Here is a 19,101-nt window from a genome sequence, read left to right on the forward strand (position 1 = left end):
CCCCCACCCCGCCCCTTCCCGTAACTGGGCTCCGCCCCGGACCCCGCACCCCCACGATCACCCTCACCCCGCCGGGGTCCGGGGCATGGCCTCGAATGCACCTGCCGGGGACGGGGGCAGCGCCTCGAAAAGCACCCGCACACGCACCCGGCGCCGGTGACCCCTACGCGCCCGCACCCCCATCGCACGCCTGGGCCCGCAGCGCTCGTGCCAGGTCGTCCCTTGCCTCCAGTACCAGCCTCCGCAGCGCCGGCGGCGCGTCCGCGTGGGATGCCAGCCACTCGTCCGTCGCGGCCAGCGTCGACTCGTCGTCCTGGAGGCTCGGGAACAGGCCCTTCACCACGTCCATGCCGATCTGGATCGACCGCTCCGCCCACACCCGCTCGATCGCGTCGAAGTACTTCGACACGTACGGCGCGAGCAACTCCCGCTGCCCCGGCTGCACAAAGCCCGAAATCGTCGCCTCCACCAGCGCGTTGGACAGTGAGTCCGACTCGACGACCTGCGCCCACGCCTGAGCCTTCACCGCCGCCGACGGCCGCGCCGCCAGGCAGCGGACCTGGTGGCGCTTGCCCGACGCCGTGTCGTCGCGGGCCAGTTCCGCCTCGATGACGGACTCGTCCGCGACCCCGTGCGCGGCCAGCGGCAGCAGGAACGCCCAGCGCAGCTCCTGGTCCACCACAAGGCCGTCGATCCTCGCGGTACCTTCCAACAGCCCCTGCAGCAGCTGCAGATCCGCCGCCGACGTCGCCGTCGCCGCGAAGAACCGCGCCCACGTCAGCTGGTGCTGGCTCCCCGGCTCGGCCAGCCGCAGCTCACGCAGCGCACCCTCCGCCAGCAGCCGTCCGCCCTCCTCACGCCACGCGGGCGCGGCGTAGTGCTCCAGCGCGGAACGCGCCCACGCGTGCAGCATCTGCAGCACCCCGATGTCCGACTCGCGCCCCGCGAACCGCAGCACCAGGTCGATGAAGTCCCGCGCCGGCATCAGCGCGTCCCGCGTCAGATTCCACAGCGCCGACCAGCACAGCGCCCGCGGCAGCGGGTCCGTGATGTCGCCCAGGTGCGCGCGCAGCGTCGCCAGCGAGCCCTCGTCGAAGCGGATCTTGCAGTACGTCAGATCCTCGTCGTTGACCAGGATCAGCTCCGGCTTCTCCGCCCCGGTCAGCCCCTCCACGACCGTCCGCGGCCCGGCGACGTCCACCTCGGCCCGCGCGTACCGCACCAGATCCGTGTCCTGGCGCCGGTACAGGCCCACCGCCACCCGGTGCGGCCGCAGCTCCGGATGGGAGGCGGCGGCCTCCTGGACGACCGCGAGCTCCGTGATCCGGTCACCCGCGTCATAAGTGACCACCGGAGTCAGGGAGTTGACCCCCGCCGTCTCCAGCCAGGACCGCGACCACGCCGCCATGTCCCGCCCGGACGTCTCCTCCAGCACCGTCAGCAGATCGCCAAGACGCGTGTTCCCGTACGCATGGCGCTTGAAGTAGCGCCGCGCGCCCTCCAGGAACGCGTCCTGCCCGACGTACGCCACGAGCTGCTTCAGCACACTCGCCCCCTTCGCGTACGTGATCCCGTCGAAGTTGAGCTTCGCGTCCTCCAGGTCACGGATGTCGGCCGTGATCGGATGGGTCGACGGCAGCTGGTCCGCGCGGTACGCCCACGACTTGCGGTTGTTGGCGAAGGTGATCCAGCCGTTGGTGAACCGCGTCGCCCCCACCATCGAGAACGAGCCCATGAAGTCGGCGAAGGACTCCTTCAGCCACAGGTCGTCCCACCACACCATGGTGACCAGATCGCCGAACCACATGTGCGCCATCTCGTGCAGGATGACGTTCGCCCGGCGCTCGTACGACGCCTGCGTCACCTTCCCCCGGAAGATGAACTCCTCGCGGAAGGTCACACACCCCGGGTTCTCCATCGCGCCGATGTTGTACTCGGGCACGAACGCCTGGTCGTACTTCCCGAAGGGGTACGGGTAGTCGAAGTGGTCGTGGAAGAAGTCCAGTCCCTGCTTCGTCACCAGGAAGATGTCGTCCGCGTCGAAATGCCTGGCGAGCCCCTTGCGGCACATCGCCCCCAGCGGGATCTTCAGCGTCGAACCGTCGTCGAACGTCCGCGTGTAGACATCGGTCTCGTAGTGATACGGACCGGCCACGATCGCCGTGATGTACGTGGAGATCGGCTTCGTCTCCGCGAACCGCCACACCCCGTCCTCGCCCAGCGCGCCCTCGCCGTTGCTCCAGACACTCCAGCCCGCGGGCGCGGTCACCTCGAAGCGGAACGGCGCCTTGAGGTCCGGCTGTTCAAAGTTGACGAAGACCCGGCGCGCGTCGGCCGGCTCGTACTGCGTGTAGAGGTAGACCTCGCCGTCCTCCGGGTCGACGAAGCGGTGCAGCCCCTCACCCGTACGGCTGTACGCGCACTGTGCGTCCACGACCAGCACGTTCTCCGCGGCCAGGCCGTCCAGCGCGATCCGCGAGCCGTCGAAGACGGCGGCCGGGTCCAGCTTCTCGCCGTTCAGCGTCAGGGCCGTCACCGCCGGGGCCAGTAGATCGGCGAAGGTCGGGGTGCCCGGCTCCGCGCAGCGGAAGCGGATCGTCGTCACCGAACGGAAGGTGCGCGGCCCGGCGCCCTGTGGGGCCTCCCCGACCGCGGAACGCAGATCGAGGGCCACCTCGTACCCGTCGACGGATACCAGCTCGGCCCGCCTACGGGCCTCGTCGCGGGACAGATTCTCACCGGGCACGGGCACTCCTTTGTGTCTCGTTCGAACAGGACCGATCCTCCCATGTGCACCTGGCACGCGATATCCGGGAATCGGCCGGTCACGGTGGGCGTTGCCTGTTCGAGGCAGACGCGACGTTCCCCACGAGGAGAGACATGTCCGAGAACGGCAAGCCCGGCCAGTCCGGCAAGACCCCCGTCGACTTCTGGTTCGACCCCCTGTGCCCGTGGGCCTGGATGACCTCCCGCTGGATGCTCGAGGTGGAGAAGGTCCGCGACGTCGAGGTCCGCTGGCATGTGATGAGCCTCGCCGTGCTGAACGAGCCCAAGCTGGACGAGCTCCCGGAGCAGTACCGCGAGGGCATGAAGCAGGCGTGGGGCCCGGTCCGGGTCGCGATCGCCGCGCAGCAGAAGCACGGCGACGAGGTCCTCGGCGAGCTCTACACAGCGCTCGGCACCCGCTTCCACAACCGGGGCGAGGGCGCGACCCGCGAGGCGATCGCGGCGGCGCTGGACGAGGTCGGCCTGCCGGCCGAGCTGATCGAGTACGCCGACTCCGACGCGTACGACACGGAGCTGCGCGCCTCTCACAAGGAGGGCATCGACAAGGTCGGCCAGGACGTCGGCACCCCGGTCATTGCGGTCCCGGGCTCGGACGGGCAGCAGATCGCCTTCTTCGGCCCGGTGGTCACACCGGCCCCGAAGGGCGAGGAGGCGGCAAAGCTGTGGGACGGGACGCTGATGGTGGCGTCCATCCCGGGCTTCTACGAGATCAAGCGGACCCGCACCCAGGGCCCCATTTTCGACTGACCCGACCCGACCCGGATGTGGGCCGAGGGGCGCGCGCATGGAAGGACCCCCGCGAGTCACGTCCTCGCGGGGGGTCTTTCGTTACTCCGCCTGCAAGTGAAGGTTGAGAAGACGATCACGAGCAGGACGCTCACAGGGTGCTACGGGGCTACGGCACGAGCAGAAGGCTGTGCGCGCGCTGCTTGGCGTACGCGTAACGCTTCGCCACGTCCTGCCAGTCGACGACCTTCCACATCGCCTCGATGAAGTCCACCTTCTGGTTCTTGTACTGCAGATAGAAGGCGTGCTCCCAGGCGTCGAAGACCAGGATCGGGACCGAGCCCTGTCCGACGTTGCCCTGGTGGTCGTAGATCTGCTCGACGATCAGACGGCCGCTGACCGGCTCGTAGGCGAGAACGCCCCAGCCCGAGCCCTGCGTGGTCGCGGAGGCCTTCGTCAGCTGCGACTTGAACTTGGCGAAGGAGCCGAAGGACTCGGCGATCGCGTCCGCGAGCTCGCCGACGCCGTCCTTCTCCAGCGGTTCGCCGCCGCCGTCGCCCGTCATGTTGTGCCAGTAGATCGAGTGCAGGATGTGGCCGGAGAGGTGGAACGCGAGGTTCTTCTCCAGGCCGTTGATCGCGCCCCAGGCTTCCTTGTCGCGCGCCTCCTCGAGCTGCTCGAGGGTGTCGTTGGCGCCCTTGACGTAGGCGGCGTGGTGCTTGTCGTGGTGGAGCTCGATGATCTGCGGGTTGATGACCGGTTCGAGCGTCGCGTAGTCATAGGGGAGTTCAGGAAGCGTGTATGTGGCCATGTCTGTCCGGTCCCTCCGGCTGCTTATTGCACATCTTATGCAACTGCACGCTAGCAGCAGGAGGGCCGCTTCATGATCAGGCGCTGGTCCTAGGACCTCGGGTCGTTCCCGGCCTCGCTTCTGGCGATCACCGCGAGGTCCGGGAAGTCCGTGACGACCGCGTCCACACCGAGGCCGTAGTGCAGGGCGTACTCGGCGAAGGCGTCACCGAACTCGCTCGGGTTGGTGCCGCGCCGCAGCGCGGCCGGCAGGAACTGGTTCTCCGCACGGAAGGTGTACGCGCCGACCTTCAACCCTGCCGCGTGTGCGTCCGCCAGCAGCGGGGACGGCGGAACCACCGAAGACTTGTCCGGGCCGATCCAGTCCGCGTACTCGGCGATCTCCCGCAGCCCGGCCGGGGTCATCATCTGCGCGTACGTCGTGGTGTGGCCGTACGGACCGCCGGACGTGCCCAGCGCCTGCCAGAGCGGGAGGCGCAGCCGCGCGTCGGCGATGCGCAGCAGGCTGGAGGGCTCGAAGGACTGGACGACGCACTCGCGGGCGTCGAGGTGGCCTTGACGCACGACGCGTACGAGCTCCGGCTCCAGCGGGAGGCCGATGGAGCGGAAGTACGTCGGGTGCTTGGTCTCCGGGAAGACGGCGATCCTGCGGCCGTGCTGCCGGGAGAGCCTACGAGCCAGGTCGACGACCTCCTGGAAGGTCATGATCTGCTGGGTGCCGTCGAAGACGGTGTTGCGGTTACGGACCAGCGGCAGCCGCTCCACGGCCCGCAGGGTCTTCAGCTCGGCGAGCGTGAAGTCCTCGGTGAACCAGCCGGTCACCGCGCGCCCGTCGACTGTCTTCGTGGTGCGGCGCTCCGCGAACTCCGGATGCTTCGCGACGTCCGTCGTCTGCGAGATCTCGTTCTCGTGCCGGACGACCAGCACATGGTCCCTGGTGGGGACGAGGTCCGGCTCGATCCAGTCGGCGCCGGCCTGGACGGCGAAGGTGTACGAGGCTGCGGTGTGCTCGGGCCGCCAGCCCGCCGAACCGCGGTGGCCGATCACCAACGGCCGTGCGGAGCCGGGCTGTTGACGGACCTGGGCCGCCGCGGCGGGCAAGGCGGACACGGTGGTCGCGGCGGCCGCGGCGGTCGCCGCGCCGGCCGCGAGAAGAATCGAGCGGCGTCTCGGCAGTGCGGGCATGCGGGTCTCCCTCGTCGGTTCCCGGTCGTGGGGGGCGCTGTGCACCACGCTCCCGACGACGGGTTGCGGCAGAGGGGACTCAGGGTGTCAGGGACATGTCCTACGAGCCCGTCCGCGACGACGGTAATTGGATCCGTCCAGGACGCACCGGACCCCCGGGCCGTGGCGGCCCGGGGGTCCGGTGCGCTGCGTCGCATCAAGCCTGTCCTGCTGATTGAAGACGAACGGGGTGCGAAATCAAGCCCGTTGGGGCCCCCGGGCGAAGTCTGAGGGAGATTGAGGACAAAACGGCCGCCGGACGGCCCCGGCTACCTCTCGCCGACCCCCGCGTCGACCGCCTCCGGCTCCACGTCCCCCTTCGCCGCCGCCGCGACCTGGCGGATGTACCCCACGACGGCCAAGGCCAGCACCAGCCCACCCGTGTAGTACAGCTGCGTACGCGTATCCGCCTCCCGCGCCATCAGCACGAACACCGCCGCCATGCCCGCCAGCGCCACCCACGTCAGCGCGGGGTACAGCCACATCTTCACGACGAGCTTCTCCGGCGCCTCGCGCTCCAGCTTGTGGCGGAGCACCAGTTGGGAGACGGCGATGAAGATCCAGACGACCAGGATCACCGCGCCGATCATGTTGAGCAACCACATGAAGACGTCGTTGGGCCGCCAGTAGCTGAGCAGCACGCAGGCGAAGCCGAAGACGGAGGACACCAGCACGGCGATGCGCGGGACGCCGCCGGAGACCTTGCCCAGCGCCTTCGGGCCCTGGCCGCGGGCCACCAGCGAGCAAGCCATGCGGGAGGCGCCGTAGACGTTGGCGTTCATCGCCGAGAGCAGGGCGATCAGCACGACCACGTTCATGATCTGGCCCGCGGCGGGGATTCCCAGATGCTCAAGGGTCGCGACGTACGGGCCCTTCTCGACGACCTTCGGGTCGCCCCACGGTACGAGGGTCACGATGACCGCCATCGAGCCGATGTAGAAGAGCGCGATACGCCACATCGCCGTACGCACGGCCTTGGCGACACCCTGGACCGGCTGCTCGGACTCGGCCGCCGCGATGGTGACTGTCTCCAGGCCGCCGTATGCGAAGACGGAGGCGAGCAGGCCGACGACGAGGCCCTCGGAGCCGTTGGGCATGAAGCCGTCGTCGCCCGTGAGGTTGGCGGTGCCTGGGGCGTCGGTGCCCGGCAGGATGCCGAGGATCGCCAGTACACCGATGCCCAGGAAGAGGGCGATCGCGCCGACCTTGAGGGCGGCGAACCAGAACTCGAACTCGCCGAAGTTCTTCACAGCCGCCAGGTTGGTGCCGCAGAACACCAGCATGAACAGGGCGACCCACGCCCACTCCGGTGTGCCGGGCAGCCAGCCAGTCATGATCTTGGCGGCGCCGATGCCTTCGAGGCCGACGGCCACACAGAGCAGGAACCAGAACGCCCAGCCCGCGGTGAAGCCGGCCCAGGGGCCGATCGCTCGCTCGGCGTGCACGGAGAAGGAGCCGGATGCCGGGTTGGCCGCCGACATCTCGCCGAGCATGCGCATCACGAGCATGACGAGCAGGCCGGAAATCGCATAGGCGATGACGATCGAGGGTCCGGCAGCGGCGATGCCCGCGCCGGATCCGACGAAGAGTCCGGCGCCGATGACGCCGCCGAGAGCGATCATCGAAAGATGGCGTTGCTTGAGTCCGTGCGAGAGCGGCGTGTCGACCGGCTGGTCGACGGGCGCGGGCGCGGAAGTCCGAGACATGGGCGTGCCCTGTTCAGTAGCTGAGAGAGGGAGTGGGAACAGTCTGAGCACGCGTCCGGTTACAGGGAGCGGATGTCCGCTATACGGGCACGATGCTCACACAAGGTGAACACTCACCCACTTCGCGCCGGTACCTCTCGCACCCCGATGGTTTGGTGGGACCCCACAGTCTCCCCAAGTTCGGCCCCACTGCGCAAAACGGGCCGACTCGGCTCCGACCTCAGTGACGAGCGTCACGCCAACTCGTGCATGACGGGCCACCTTTGTGCGAACCCAACCAAGCGACAGAGTCGGCCTTTGTCACCGGCTGACGGTGATCGAGCGATTCCCGGTCGGCTACCGTCAGCCTGTCCTTACCTGCCCTCACCTTTCGCGGAGTCCCGATGAGCACTGCTTCCGTCATCTCACGCCCGGGAGCGGTCCTCGCCGACCTGCTGCCTGCATCTCGTACGAAGGACATCGCGTTGGTCGTCGGCGGCGCCGCGCTCACCGGCATAGCGGCCCAGATCGCCGTCCCGGTCCCCGGCTCCCCGGTCCCCGTCTCCGGGCAGACCTTCGCGGCCCTCCTCGTCGGCACCGCGCTCGGCGCCCGCCGCGGCTTTCTCTCCCTCGCGCTCTACGCGGTCGTCGGCATGGCGGGCATGCCCTGGTTCGCCCAGGGCGCCTCGGGCTACGCGATGCCGTCCTTCGGCTACATCCTCGGCATGGTGCTCGCCGCCACGGCCGTCGGCGCCCTCGCGCGCCGCGGCGCCGACCGCTCCGTGCTGCGCACGGCGGGCGCGATGGCGGCCGGCTCCGTGATCATCTATGCGGTCGGTGTCCCGTACCTGGCGCTGGCCACCGGCATGACACTGTCGCAGGCCGTCGCCGCCGGTCTGACGCCCTTTCTGATCGGTGACGCGCTGAAGGCGGCGCTGGCGATGGGCGCGTTGCCCACGGCATGGAAGCTCATCGACCGACGGGGCTGACAACGCCGTGTTGAGGACTGGGGCCCGCGACCGACGACGGCCGCGGGCCCTGCCTGCTTACCGTTCGCTCCGGGTCGTCCACCAGATCCCCGTGCCGCCGATCACGAGGAGCGCGAGTGCGGCCAGTGCGAGCGGCAGGGTGCCGTCCGGCGGACCGGTGCGCGGCAGCTCGGCGGCCGGTGGCTTCTGCGGCCCGAAGGGCACATTCTCGGTGCCGAGCAGCAGGGGAGTGTCGGGGGCGTTGGGCGTCGGCTGCGATGCGCCGAAGGGGACGGGGCCCTGCTGCCAGATCAGCTTCTCGCTGGTGCCGACAGTGACCGGGAGGCAGATCTTGCCGGTCTTCTGCAGATCGAATGTCGCGGCCACCTGATACGAACGGTCCTTGCCGGCGGCGAGGTTGTCGATGACGCAGGCGAAGCCGCTGTTGGAGCCCTGGGGGAGGCGCGCCTCGGGGATGGGCATGCAACCCTCGACGCCGGTGATCCGCATACCGTCGAACCCGACGACGGAGAGGGTGATGGGTCCGCTGTCCTTGCTCCCGCTGTTCTTGACCTTCGCTGTCACGGTGGTCTGCTCGCTCTTGTTCTTGACGGTGATCTTCACCGGCAACTCGGTGGTGATCTTCACGTCCGCGGGTGCGGCGGGCCCGGGGGAGCCCCCCTTGCTGCTCCCGGGCGTGGGGTCGTCGGCGGCGTGCGCGCTGACCGGAAGAGTCAGTACGACCGCCGCAATGAACGCGATGAATGCCCCCGAGGATTTTCCTGACCTTTTCAATACCTGCATTTCCCAGCCCCCTTGATGCACATCGGACAGTGCGTACAAGAAGGGTTCCACAAGATTGCGGCGAACTATGCTGTCATGGGGGAAAGTTCATGCTTCTGTCCTGGTCGCAGCAGGGGCTGACGGGGAGGAAGGGAATGCCGGGTATCCCAGGGCTATTGGTGGCGGGGCGTTACCGGCTGGACGAAAGCATTGGGCAGGGGGGAATGGGGCGGGTGTGGCGGGCGGCCGATGTAATTCTTGACCGGCCGGTCGCGGTCAAAGAGATGCGGATGGACGACGCGGACGCGGAGGACACCCGTATCCGCCGCGAACGCACCCTGCGCGAGGCGCGTGCGACCGCGCGTACCGACCACCCCAATGTGGTGCGGGTCTACGACGTGGTCGAGGAGAGCGACCGGCTGTGGATCGTGATGGAGCTCGTCGAATCCCGGTCCCTGGAACGATTGCTGGTGGAGGACGGCCCGGTGTCCTCGCGCGAGGCCGCGCGCATCGGTCTCGGTGTGGTGGCGGCGTTGCGCGAGGTCCACGCGGTGGGAGTGCTGCACCGTGACATCAAGCCCGGCAACATCCTGCTGGGCCGGTCCGGCCGGGTGGTCCTGACGGACTTCGGCATCGCCGCGATCCAGGACGCCAAGGCGCTGACGGTGGTGGGGATGCTGGTGGGCTCCCCGGACTACATGGCCCCGGAACGGGTGGGCGGCCGCCCGCAGGGCCCTGCGTCGGACCTGTGGTCGCTGGGCGCCACCCTGTGCGCGGCGGTGGCGGGCCAGTCCCCTTTCGCCCGCCCGACGACGCTGGCGACGCTCCACGCGGTGCTGTACGAGGAGCCCGAACTCCCGTCGGACGCAGGACCGTTGAGCCCGGTACTGGCGTCGCTGCTGGTGAAGGACCCGGAGGCCCGCCCGACGCTGGACGCGCTGGAGACGATGCTGACGAGGGCGACTTCGGCGTACGTCCCCACACTCCTCGTCCCGCCCCCACCGCCGCCCTTGGAACCCGTGCCCGCGGAGTCCGAGCCCGAGCCCGAGCCTGTTCCTGTTCCCGCGCCTGTTCCTGTTGCCGTGCCACAGCCTGCTCCTACCAGCGCGGAGCTCGCCCCGGCGCCCGCACCTCCGGTGGACGGCCCAACACCCGGGCCCGCGCCCGCTGTGGACCGGTCGCCCTCCGGGGCACCCGCGACCAGGCCGGGGCCCGCTCCCAAAGACGCGGTCCCGCCCGCCGAGGGCGAGGCAGAGCCCGCCGCGGGGCTCGCGCCGCCGGTGCCCGCGCCTGCGCGCACGGAGGGCCGCGCAGGCTGGGGGCCCGGGGGATTGCCCCCGGTTCAGGGAAGGGGCGGGGTGGGGGAACAAACTCCCCGCACCGAGCCCGGCGCAACCCAGGGGCCCGAAGCCCGGCCCCCCAAGCGCACCCCCATCCCCAGCCGCGCCCTCATCGCCACCGCCACCGCCGCCCTCGCCGCGGTCACCCTCGTCCTCGTCCTCACATCCCATGGCCAGGACGGGCACCCCGGCAACCGCCTCGAAGCCACGTCGCCGCCCCCCACCGTGGCCGGCACCTCACAAGCACCCCCCACCACCCCACCCCCCACCACCCCACCCCCCGGCACCCGCAGCGAGACCGGCTTCGCCTGGGCGCCCCCCAAGGCCTGGACCCGCAGTGCGAAAAGCCCCTCCAACGTCCACTACCACTCGCCGGACGGGACACAAGAAATCGCCGCCTCGTACGCACTCGCACGAGGCGGCGATCTCCTCACCCAATGGCAGCAGTTCGAACGCGACAGCCACGACGCCCCCGGCTACCGCAAGCTCCGCCTGGAACGCACCACCTTCCGCGGCAACCCCGCGATCATCTGGGAGTACGTCTTCACCCAGGACGGCGCACCCTGGCGCGCCAGCCAGCTCGGCTTCACCGCCGGCGGCAAGTCGTACCAGCTCAACATCTGGTACGACGCCGCCGCCCGGCGCGCCGCGCTGACCAACTACGACCGGGTGACCGAGTCCTTCACACCGCTCTGATCCAGCTCGATCTCCGTGCCGCGGCGCCCGAACCTCTCACGGCCGACCGCGATCGCGATCACCACCGCCGCCACCAGCAGAGACAGCAGCACCTGATCCCGTGCGTCGCCCCCGTCGTAGACCATGTAGCCCAGCACGAAAAGGATCATCGCGATGGTCAGCCAGGTCAGATACGGGAAGAGCCACATCCGCACGACGAGCTTCTCCGGCGTCTCGCGCTGGATGATCCCGCGCATCCGCAGCTGGGTGACGCAGATGACCAGCCACACGAACAGCGCGACCGCGCCGGACGAGTTCAGCAGGAACGCGAAGACGGTGTCCGGCCACTTGTAGTTGAAGAAGACGGCGAGGAAGCCGAAGATCACGGACCCGAGAATGGCCGCCTTCGGCACGCCACGCGAATTCGTCCGGGCGAAGGCCTTCGGCGCATCGCCGCGCTGCCCGAGCGAGAACGCCATCCGGGAGGCGGTGTAGAGCCCGGAGTTGAGGCACGACAGGACGGCCGTCAGCACGATCACGTTCATGATCTGGCCTGCGTGCGCGATGCCGATCGAGTCGAGGGCGGCGACGTACGAGCCCTTGTCGAGGATCGACTTGTCGTTCCACGGCAGCAGCGTCAGCACCACGAAGATGGAGCCCAGGTAGAAGACGCCGATCCGCCAGATCACGCTGTTCGTCGCCTTGGTGACCGCGCGCTGCGGGTCCTCGGACTCACCGGCGGCCAGGGTCACGATCTCGCTGCCCATGAAGGAGAAGACGACCATCAGCACACCGGTCAGGATCGCGCCCGCGCCGTTCGGCAGGAATCCGCCGGCGTCGGTGAGGTGTGCGAAGCCCGCACCGGGGTTGTCCGAGCCGGGCAGCACCCCGAAGACCGCGAGCACACCGATCAGTACGAACGCGCTGATCGCGACGACCTTGATGCCCGCGAACCAGAACTCGAACTCTCCGTACGACGACACCGACGCGAGGTTCGTCGCCGTCAGTACGACCATCACGATCAGCGCCCAGCCCCACTGCGGGACCGCCGGCATCCAGCTTTCGAGGATCTTCGCTCCGGCCGTCGCCTCGACGGCCAGCACCACGACCCAGAAGAACCAGTACAGCCAGCCGATCGAGAACCCGGCCCAGCGGCCGAGCGCCCGGTCCGCGTAGGCGGAGAAGGAGCCGGAGGTCGGGTTGGCGGCGGCCATCTCACCGAGCATCCGCATCACGAAGACGACCAGCGCGCCCACGAGTGCGTATGACAGAAGGATGGCCGGGCCTGCCGCGGCGATACCGGAACTGGAGCCGACGAACAGGCCCGCGCCGATCACGCCGCCGATGGCGATCATGGACAGATGGCGGTTCTTGAGACCGGCCTGGAGACCGTCGGAGGGCTGCGGATTCCCGGGTGTTTCGGGCTTTCCGCCTTCCTTCGTGAGGGTCTGCTGCGAGGTCATGGACGATTCCTTAGGTTCGAGAGCACTCGGGTTACGAGCCCCCGCATTCAAACCTGCGACACCTGATGACGGAAGACCCGTCTCCGTATCGTTAGGTCGATGCGGTAACCGAAAGGCCCGCGACCGCTGACAGGTCCGGACCCCGCTGGCCGCTACCCAGCCCCGCGCGTGCCACACTTTGACCATGCGCGTGTACCTCGGCTCCGACCATGCCGGCTTCGAACTCAAGAACCACCTCGTCGAGTGGCTCACGGCCCATGGCCACGAGCCCGTCGACTGCGGCCCCCACATCTACGACGCCCAGGACGACTACCCGCCGTTCTGCCTGCGTGCCGCCGAGAAGACGGCCGCGGACCCGGACGGCCTCGGCATCGTGATCGGCGGCTCCGGCAACGGCGAGCAGATCGCCGCGAACAAGGTCAAGGGCGTGCGTGCCGCACTCGCCTGGAGCGAGCAGACGGCCGCACTCGGCCGTGAGCACAACGACGCCAACGTCGTCGCCATCGGCGGCCGGATGCACACGCTGGAGGAGTCGACGAAGTTCGTCGAGATCTTCCTCACAACGCCGTACTCGGGTGAGGAGCGTCACACCCGGCGCATCGAGATGCTCACGGCGTATGAGACGACCGGCGAGCTCCCCCCGATCCCGGCGCACCACCCGCAGCAGGGCTGAGCGTGCCCGAGGGTCACACGATCCACCGACTGGCCGCCGACCACTTCGAGAGGTTCGGCGGCCGGCCTGTGCGGGCGAGCAGCCCGCAGGGGAAGTTCTCCGACAGCGCGGCGTTGCTCGACGGCCAGGTCATGGAGAGCACCGAGGCGCACGGCAAGCACCTCTTCCTCGGCTTCGGCCCGCTCGGCTGGGTCCATATCCACCTAGGCCTCTTCGGCAAGGTGAACTTCGGCGATGCGCCCGCGCCCCCGCCGACCGACACGGTCCGGCTGCGGCTGGCCTGCCCCACCGCATACGTCGATCTGCGCGGCCCCACCGCCTGCGCGCTGATCACCGACTGCGAGAAGCAGGCGATACACGACCGCCTCGGCCCCGACCCGCTGCGCGCCGACGACGATCCTGACGGGGCCTGGGCCCGCGTCTCCCGCTCCCGCACCACCATCGCCGCGCTGCTGATGGACCAGAAGGTCATCGCTGGCGTCGGCAATGTCTACCGCGCCGAGGTCCTCTTCCGGCACGGCATCGACCCCTACCGCGCGGGCAAGGACCTCCGCCGCGCCGAGTGGACCGTGATCTGGACGGACCTCGTGGAGCTGATGCGCGAGGGGGTACGCAACAACCGCATCGACACCGTCCGGCCCGAGCACACCCCCGAGGTGATGGGGCGTCCGCCGCGCGTCGACGACCACGGCGGCGAGGTCTACGTCTACCGCCGGGCGCAACTGCCCTGCCATGTCTGCGGCGGCGAGATCCGCACCGCCGGTCTCGCCGCGCGCAATCTTTTCTGGTGCGCGTCCTGCCAGCAGGGATAGTTCCCCGACCCTCCCCCTACGCCCTGGCGGGCGTGGGGGACCCCCACTTCCCGTGACTGGGTTGCGCCCCCAGACCCCGGTACGCCCTTCGGGCGTTGTCCTCAATCTCCCCCAGGCTTCGTCCGCGGGAGATTGAGGCGCGGGGTCTGGGGCGGAGCCCCCCGGGGGTCCGGCTAGAAGCCGTGCGGCAGCCAGGGCGCGACATCGCTGATGAAGGCCGACGACGCCTCGGCCAGCGCCCCCTGCCGCAACTCCCGCACCCGGCCCGCGCCCGCGAGCGCCGCCAGCGACACCCCGCCCAGATAGGCCGAGCCCAACTCCCGTACGGACAGCGCCAGATCGGCGTCGTCGTCGGTCCGCTTGCAGGACGCGCCCTTGCCGTCGCCGGTCAGCCGCCAACGTCCGCCGTTCCAGGGACAGAAGGCGTCATCGACGTCGAAGACCACATCCACCGGCGTCCGGTACGTACGCGCCTCCAGCGCTGCGCCCAGATCCACCAGCCGTACGAACAGCCCGTCCCGCACCCGCATTTCGAGCCGCCGCACATCGTTGACGAGATGCAGCAGCGGATCGTCCACGGGCCGGTTGTGAGCCACCACCTTCACCGTCAGGTCGATGTCGAAGAGGAAGCGCCACAGCACGGCGTACGTCACGGGGTCGAGCGCCTCGATGTGCCGCAGGGTGATGGTGCCGCTCGGCCCGCGGGGCTCCCACTCCGGCTTGTTGTGGTAGCGGACGAAGCCGACGATCTCGCCCTGCCGCTCGGCGACCACACACTGCATCGGCGACGCGCCGTCCCGCTCGCCCGGCAGGTCGAGCAGCGGCAGCCGCTCCCAGCCCGGCTTGCGGGCGAGCATGCCCGGCCGTGAGCCGATGCTGCGTACGTACACCGCCTCGCACTCCGCGGCGACATCCGCGACTTTGGCGAACCGCAGCCGGACGGCGTCGGCGCCCTCCGGGACGGTGATCCGCCCCCGGACCGTGTCGATCTGCGCGGACATCTGCTGGGTCGCGATCCCGTAGCCGAACCGTCCGTAGATCTCCGGCTCGGAGGCAGTCAGCACGGCCAGCGGCTCACCCCAGCCGCGTACGTCGTCCAGTTGGCGGCGCATCATCGAGGTGAGCACCCCGCGCCGCCGGTGCGTCGCCGCCACGCTGACCATCGTCACGCCCGCGGCCGGCACCATTGCGCCGCCCGGCACCGAGACCCCGAACGAGAACGCCCCGGCCGTCCCGACACAGTCGTTGCCGTCCCAGGCCCCGATCGACCGCTCGAGCTCCGTCAGCGAGTCCCACAGCTCGCGCTCCTCCTGCGGCTCCACGGCCCCGCCGAAGGCGAGCATCAACTTCCCGTACCAGTCGTCCCATTCGGATGGCCGCAGCACCCGCAGCTCGATCGTCATATGCCATGCCTACCAGGGCTACGGCAACAGGGCGACCCGATTTCGAACACATTGTCACAGGGGTCCCCCTGCACGGAACGCGGGCGTGTGGATAGGGTCCACGGCAATGGCCCGCGGCTCTGCAGCAGACTCGTACACGGCCCGGTTGCGCAAGGCAGTGCACCGGGCCCGTATTGCGCTGCGCAAATCCGGGGTCGACTACTTCCGCGGCGACGGCTCCGACTGGATCGCGCTGGTCGGGCTGCTGCTGACCATCCCCGCCTTCACCTGGGGCACGGTCGTGATGCCCGTCTGGGTGTCCCCGGCGGCGCTGGTCCTGCCGATCGTGGCCGGCGGTCTGCTGCTGCGCCCGGCGAACCTGCTGGGTCTGTACGCGGCGGCCGCGGCGGCTCTGATCGTCGAGTCGGTCGTGCTCGGCCCGTACGCCGAGGGCCCGGCCAGGGTCACCCCGGGCACGGTCCTGGTAGTCGCCGCGTGCGGCTTCTTCGGCTTGCTCATCGCGCAGTTCCGGGCCCGGGTCGGCGTGCCCTGGCGGCGTGGCGGGACGATGCTCTTCGACCTGCGCGAACGCATCCGAATACAGAGCGCCCTGCCGCGGCTGCCGAAGGGCTGGCACCGCGAGATGTCGCTGCGCCCGGCCGGCGGCCAGTCCTTCTCCGGCGACTTCGTGGTCGCGGCCCGTACGAACGGCGGCCGCACCCTCGAGGTCATCCTCACCGACGTCTCGGGCAAGGGCATGGACGCGGCGTCCCGCGCGCTGCTGCTGTCGGGCGCCTTCGGCGGGCTGCTCGGCTCGCTGCCGCCGCACGGCTTCCTGCCCGCGGCCAACGGCTATCTGCTCCGCCAGGACTGGGACGAGGGCTTCGCCACCTCCATCCATCTCGTCCTGGACCTGGACTCCGGGGACTACGAGCTGCTGTCGGCGGGCCATCTGCCGGCGCTCCAGCTGAACGCGGGCAGCGGCCGCTGGGAGGAGAAGTCCGCGGAGGGGCCGTTGCTGGGCGTCTACGACCGGGCCCAGTTCGACCCGGTCAAGGGCTCCCTGCGCCCCGGCGACGTACTGATGCTCTTCACCGACGGCCTGGTGGAGGCCTCCGGCCGTGACATCAGCGAGGGCATCGACCGCCTCACCGGCGAGGCCGACCGATATGTCGCCTCCGGCTTCGAGGGCGCGGCCTGGCATCTGATCGAGGCGGTCGCGAAGGACGTCAACGACGACCGGGCGCTGCTGCTGCTCTGCCGGGACGCGTGAGCGCGGGGTGGGGTTGCGCCCCACCCCCGATCCGCCGGCCTCGTGGACACCTTCCCGCACGAACTCGGCGCGGATCGCCGCGCGTTGACCGCCCCGACCACACCCGCCTTCGCCGGAGCGCCTGCGTAACGGCGCACCGTACGCCCGTACAGTCGTCCCATGCCGTATCTCACGCTCACCGAGGTCGAGGCCATCGCCCGTGAGGCGCACGCCGCCCAGAAGGACAAGTCGGGACGCCCCTACACCGAGCATCTCGCCGCCGTGGCCGAAGGCGTACGCGCCCGCGGCGGGAGCGAGGAGCAGATCGCGGCCGGGTGGCTGCACGACGCCGTCGAGGACGAGGTGCTCACCCGCGAATGGCTGGACGCGGCCGCGCTGCCGCAGTCCGTCAAAGACATGGTCCTGGCCCTCACCAAGGGTGAGGACGAGGACCCGCAGGACTACGCACGGCGCATTCTCGCCACGCCCGGCGCCCGCCTCGTCAAGGAGGCCGACCTCGCGCACAATGCCGACCCGGCGCGCCTCGCCGCCCTCGACGAGGCGACGCGGACCCGGCTGACGGCGAAGTACGCGAAGATGCGCGGCCTGCTGGGCCTGCCGGACGAGCAGCCCACCGACTGATTCAGCGGATAAGCGCGACTGATTCAGCGGGTCAGCGCCGGGGCCCCAGCTCCGTCACGTCCCGCCGGAACGCCCACGCCATCTCCGGCTCTGTCACACACCGCATCACCCGCCGCACCGGCGGCGTGCACAGCAGCGTCACCACGGCCGCGGCGACCAGCGTCACCACGATCTCGCCGCCGGGCGTGCTCAGCCAGGCGTTCTCCTGGAAGACATGCCCGTAGTCCGCGGCCTTGATCAGCAGGCCGTGCAGCAGATAGCCGCAGATCGTGCCCGCGCCCAGCACCGTGAACCACGTCCTGCGGCGCGGCACCCACGCCAGGAACCCGGCAGTGAGCAGCACCGCGCACCCGAAGAACGCGAGGGTCATCACAATCCCCGACCACCACGGCACACCCAGGTCCTGCGCGCTGCTGGAGCGGTAGAGCCAGCCCAGATCCATCCGGGGAGCGGCCCAGTACGCGAAGACGCCCGCGCCCGCGAAGAGCGGCAGCGCCAGCAGCCGGACCTCGCGCCGCCGCACCAGTTGGAAGTGCTCGGGCTTCAGACACAGCCCGAGCACGAAGAACGGCAGGAACTGCAGCACGCGCTGGAGATTGAGGTCCGCCCCGATGTTCGGCGTCAGCGCGGCGAGCGAGGCCAGGGCGAGCGCGACCGGCAGCGGCCACCGGATCAGCCGCCACAGCGGCGTCGTCAGCCGCCAGATGAACAGGGCGACCAGGAACCAGGTCAGATAGAAGGGGTCGAGCAGGCTGATCGGCTGCTCGGGGGCGTGCTGCGCCCATCGCCGGAAGAGGGAGTAGACCACCTCGAAGACGATGTACGGCACGGCGATCCCGGTCAGCATGCGTCTGAGCTGGTCGGGCCTGCCGGTGTAGCTCCGCGAGAAGTACCCGGAGACGAGGATGAAGGCCGGCATGTGGAAGGTGTAGACGAGCATGTACAGCGCCCGGGAGGCGCGGCTGCCCTCCATCACCGGCTCCCATGCGTGGGCCACGGCCACGAGCACGATGGCCAGATACTTCGCGTTGTCGAAGTAGGCGTCTCGCCTGGTGGACTTCGCGGCAGCCTTCTCGGCAGGCGCCGTGACGGCCGGTGTGGCCGTCTTCTGCGTCGTAGGGACGGGCTCCGACTCCCGGGCCTGGGGGAGCGGGGCCCTCTGATATTCATGCGGAGCGTGGAACATCTGAGGCACCCTAGCCTCGCCGATTCGATTTAGTAAAACCCCCTACGGATGCCCCCCATTCGAATCTGAAACGGCCACCAACCGCCCACTATGCCCCAATTAATCCCCCTTAAATGGGGCATATCGTCACGCCCTTGTGACCACGTGAATTTCCTCACCAACCACCTTCGAATTTCTCGTGTGCGACGTGTGGGGGCATGGCAACGATCAGGCCGAATTCCTTCCCGCATTTCACCCCGGCGGCCGAGTCGCCCCTTCGCCCCTGGCGTGCGCGGGCGCGTGGATGGCGTGATCCCGTCATCGATGATTCGTCAGCGGGCAGCATGTACGGGGCTGTTGGTGGCACGATGGTCAAGGCGGGGGTGTGCTGGGCCGCACGCTCCCAGGCCGGCAAGGCGGACCGACCCAGGGGTGTGATCAGTTGTGGCCATTTCGCTGTCTGTGGTGCTTCTGTTGGCGATCATCCTCGTGGTGCTGATCCGCGGCGGCTCAATCAAGGCCGGACCCGCGATAGTCGCGGTGCTGTTCGGCTTCTTCCTCGCCTCGACGGGCATGGCGCCGTCGATCAACAGGTTCCTCGACTCGATAGCCGACACCATCAACCAGATCAACTTCTGACCTGAAGCTGGAAACGCCTCAGGCCCGGCTCGGTTGAACAACAACCGAGCCGGGCCTGATGCCTGAAGAGAGCGG

16 protein-coding genes are annotated in these 19,101 nt (G+C 69.4%); 8 read left to right on the forward strand and 8 right to left on the reverse strand.

Translation table 11 applies throughout. The annotated features are described in order from the left end of the window. Positions 1-163: 163 nt before the first annotated feature. Positions 164-2,746 (reverse strand): aminopeptidase N, encoded by a 2,583-nt coding sequence (gene pepN / locus ACH492_RS20530; protein ID WP_398988522.1) that lies wholly within the window; start codon positions 2,744-2,746, stop codon positions 164-166. A gap of 134 nt (positions 2,747-2,880) precedes the next feature. Here pepN and ACH492_RS20535 point away from each other — a divergent pair, with 134 nt between their 5' ends. Beyond that, positions 2,881-3,534 carry a DsbA family protein gene (locus tag ACH492_RS20535; protein WP_398988524.1) on the forward strand — a complete coding sequence of 218 codons (654 nt, stop codon included), beginning with the start codon at positions 2,881-2,883 and terminating at the stop codon, positions 3,532-3,534. 148 nt (positions 3,535-3,682) lie between these two features. Here ACH492_RS20535 and ACH492_RS20540 read toward each other — a convergent pair whose 3' ends face one another. From ACH492_RS20540 to ACH492_RS20550, 3 genes are all read right to left on the reverse strand, one after another. Beyond that, entirely contained in the window at positions 3,683-4,324 is a 642-nt protein-coding gene (locus ACH492_RS20540; RefSeq protein ID WP_398988526.1) for a superoxide dismutase, read from the reverse strand. An 89-nt stretch (positions 4,325-4,413) separates the two neighbouring features. Beyond that, positions 4,414-5,508 carry a glycerophosphodiester phosphodiesterase family protein gene (locus tag ACH492_RS20545; RefSeq protein WP_398988528.1) on the reverse strand — a complete coding sequence of 365 codons (1,095 nt, stop codon included), beginning with the start codon at positions 5,506-5,508 and terminating at the stop codon, positions 4,414-4,416. A gap of 308 nt (positions 5,509-5,816) precedes the next feature. After that, the gene (locus ACH492_RS20550) at positions 5,817-7,253 is read right to left on the reverse strand and encodes an amino acid permease (protein ID WP_398988530.1); all 1,437 of its coding nucleotides are present in this window, start codon (positions 7,251-7,253) and stop codon (positions 5,817-5,819) included. 383 nt (positions 7,254-7,636) lie between these two features. Here ACH492_RS20550 and ACH492_RS20555 point away from each other — a divergent pair, with 383 nt between their 5' ends. Then, positions 7,637-8,221, forward strand: a complete 585-nt coding sequence (locus ACH492_RS20555; protein WP_398988532.1) for a biotin transporter BioY — start codon at positions 7,637-7,639, stop codon at positions 8,219-8,221. Between the two features lie 57 nt (positions 8,222-8,278). On the opposite strand, the gene ACH492_RS20560 is transcribed toward ACH492_RS20555, so the two are convergent. Continuing rightward, positions 8,279-9,004 (reverse strand): hypothetical protein, encoded by a 726-nt coding sequence (locus tag ACH492_RS20560; RefSeq protein ID WP_398988534.1) that lies wholly within the window; start codon positions 9,002-9,004, stop codon positions 8,279-8,281. Positions 9,005-9,207: 203 nt separating this feature from the next. Here ACH492_RS20560 and ACH492_RS20565 point away from each other — a divergent pair, with 203 nt between their 5' ends. Next, a complete protein-coding gene (locus ACH492_RS20565; protein WP_398989194.1) occupies positions 9,208-11,019 on the forward strand; it encodes a protein kinase in 1,812 nt (603 codons plus the stop codon). On the opposite strand, the gene ACH492_RS20570 is transcribed toward ACH492_RS20565, so the two are convergent. Continuing rightward, positions 10,983-12,461, reverse strand: a complete 1,479-nt coding sequence (locus ACH492_RS20570) for an amino acid permease (RefSeq protein ID WP_398988536.1) — start codon at positions 12,459-12,461, stop codon at positions 10,983-10,985. The genes ACH492_RS20565 and ACH492_RS20570 overlap by 37 nt on opposite strands. Before the next feature lie 184 nt (positions 12,462-12,645). Between ACH492_RS20570 and ACH492_RS20575 the strand changes: the two genes are divergently transcribed. Together ACH492_RS20575 and ACH492_RS20580 are read left to right on the forward strand one after the other, a co-directional pair. Continuing rightward, entirely contained in the window at positions 12,646-13,134 is a 489-nt protein-coding gene (locus ACH492_RS20575) for a ribose-5-phosphate isomerase (RefSeq protein ID WP_398988538.1), read from the forward strand. Between the two features lie 2 nt (positions 13,135-13,136). Next, positions 13,137-13,946, forward strand: a complete 810-nt coding sequence (locus ACH492_RS20580; protein ID WP_398988540.1) for an Fpg/Nei family DNA glycosylase — start codon at positions 13,137-13,139, stop codon at positions 13,944-13,946. Between the two features lie 173 nt (positions 13,947-14,119). Here the strand turns inward: ACH492_RS20580 and ACH492_RS20585 are convergent, their stop codons facing one another. After that, the gene (locus ACH492_RS20585) at positions 14,120-15,349 is read right to left on the reverse strand and encodes a GNAT family N-acetyltransferase (RefSeq protein ID WP_398988542.1); all 1,230 of its coding nucleotides are present in this window, start codon (positions 15,347-15,349) and stop codon (positions 14,120-14,122) included. Positions 15,350-15,455: 106 nt separating this feature from the next. Between ACH492_RS20585 and ACH492_RS20590 the strand changes: the two genes are divergently transcribed. Both ACH492_RS20590 and ACH492_RS20595 read left to right on the forward strand, forming a co-directional pair. Next, positions 15,456-16,601 (forward strand): PP2C family protein-serine/threonine phosphatase, encoded by a 1,146-nt coding sequence (locus ACH492_RS20590; RefSeq protein WP_398988544.1) that lies wholly within the window; start codon positions 15,456-15,458, stop codon positions 16,599-16,601. A 159-nt stretch (positions 16,602-16,760) separates the two neighbouring features. After that, positions 16,761-17,222, forward strand: a complete 462-nt coding sequence (locus ACH492_RS20595) for an HD domain-containing protein (protein WP_398988546.1) — start codon at positions 16,761-16,763, stop codon at positions 17,220-17,222. A 31-nt stretch (positions 17,223-17,253) separates the two neighbouring features. Here ACH492_RS20595 and ACH492_RS20600 read toward each other — a convergent pair whose 3' ends face one another. Beyond that, entirely contained in the window at positions 17,254-18,408 is a 1,155-nt protein-coding gene (locus ACH492_RS20600; protein WP_398988548.1) for an acyltransferase family protein, read from the reverse strand. Positions 18,409-18,831: 423 nt separating this feature from the next. Here ACH492_RS20600 and ACH492_RS20605 point away from each other — a divergent pair, with 423 nt between their 5' ends. Further along, on the forward strand, positions 18,832-19,026 hold the full coding sequence (locus tag ACH492_RS20605) for a hypothetical protein (protein ID WP_215097656.1): 195 nt from the start codon (positions 18,832-18,834) through the stop codon (positions 19,024-19,026). The last annotated feature ends 75 nt before the right edge of the window (positions 19,027-19,101 follow it).

Source organism: Streptomyces sp. NPDC019443 (assembly GCF_044389785.1).
GTDB lineage: Bacteria > Actinomycetota > Actinomycetes > Streptomycetales > Streptomycetaceae > Streptomyces.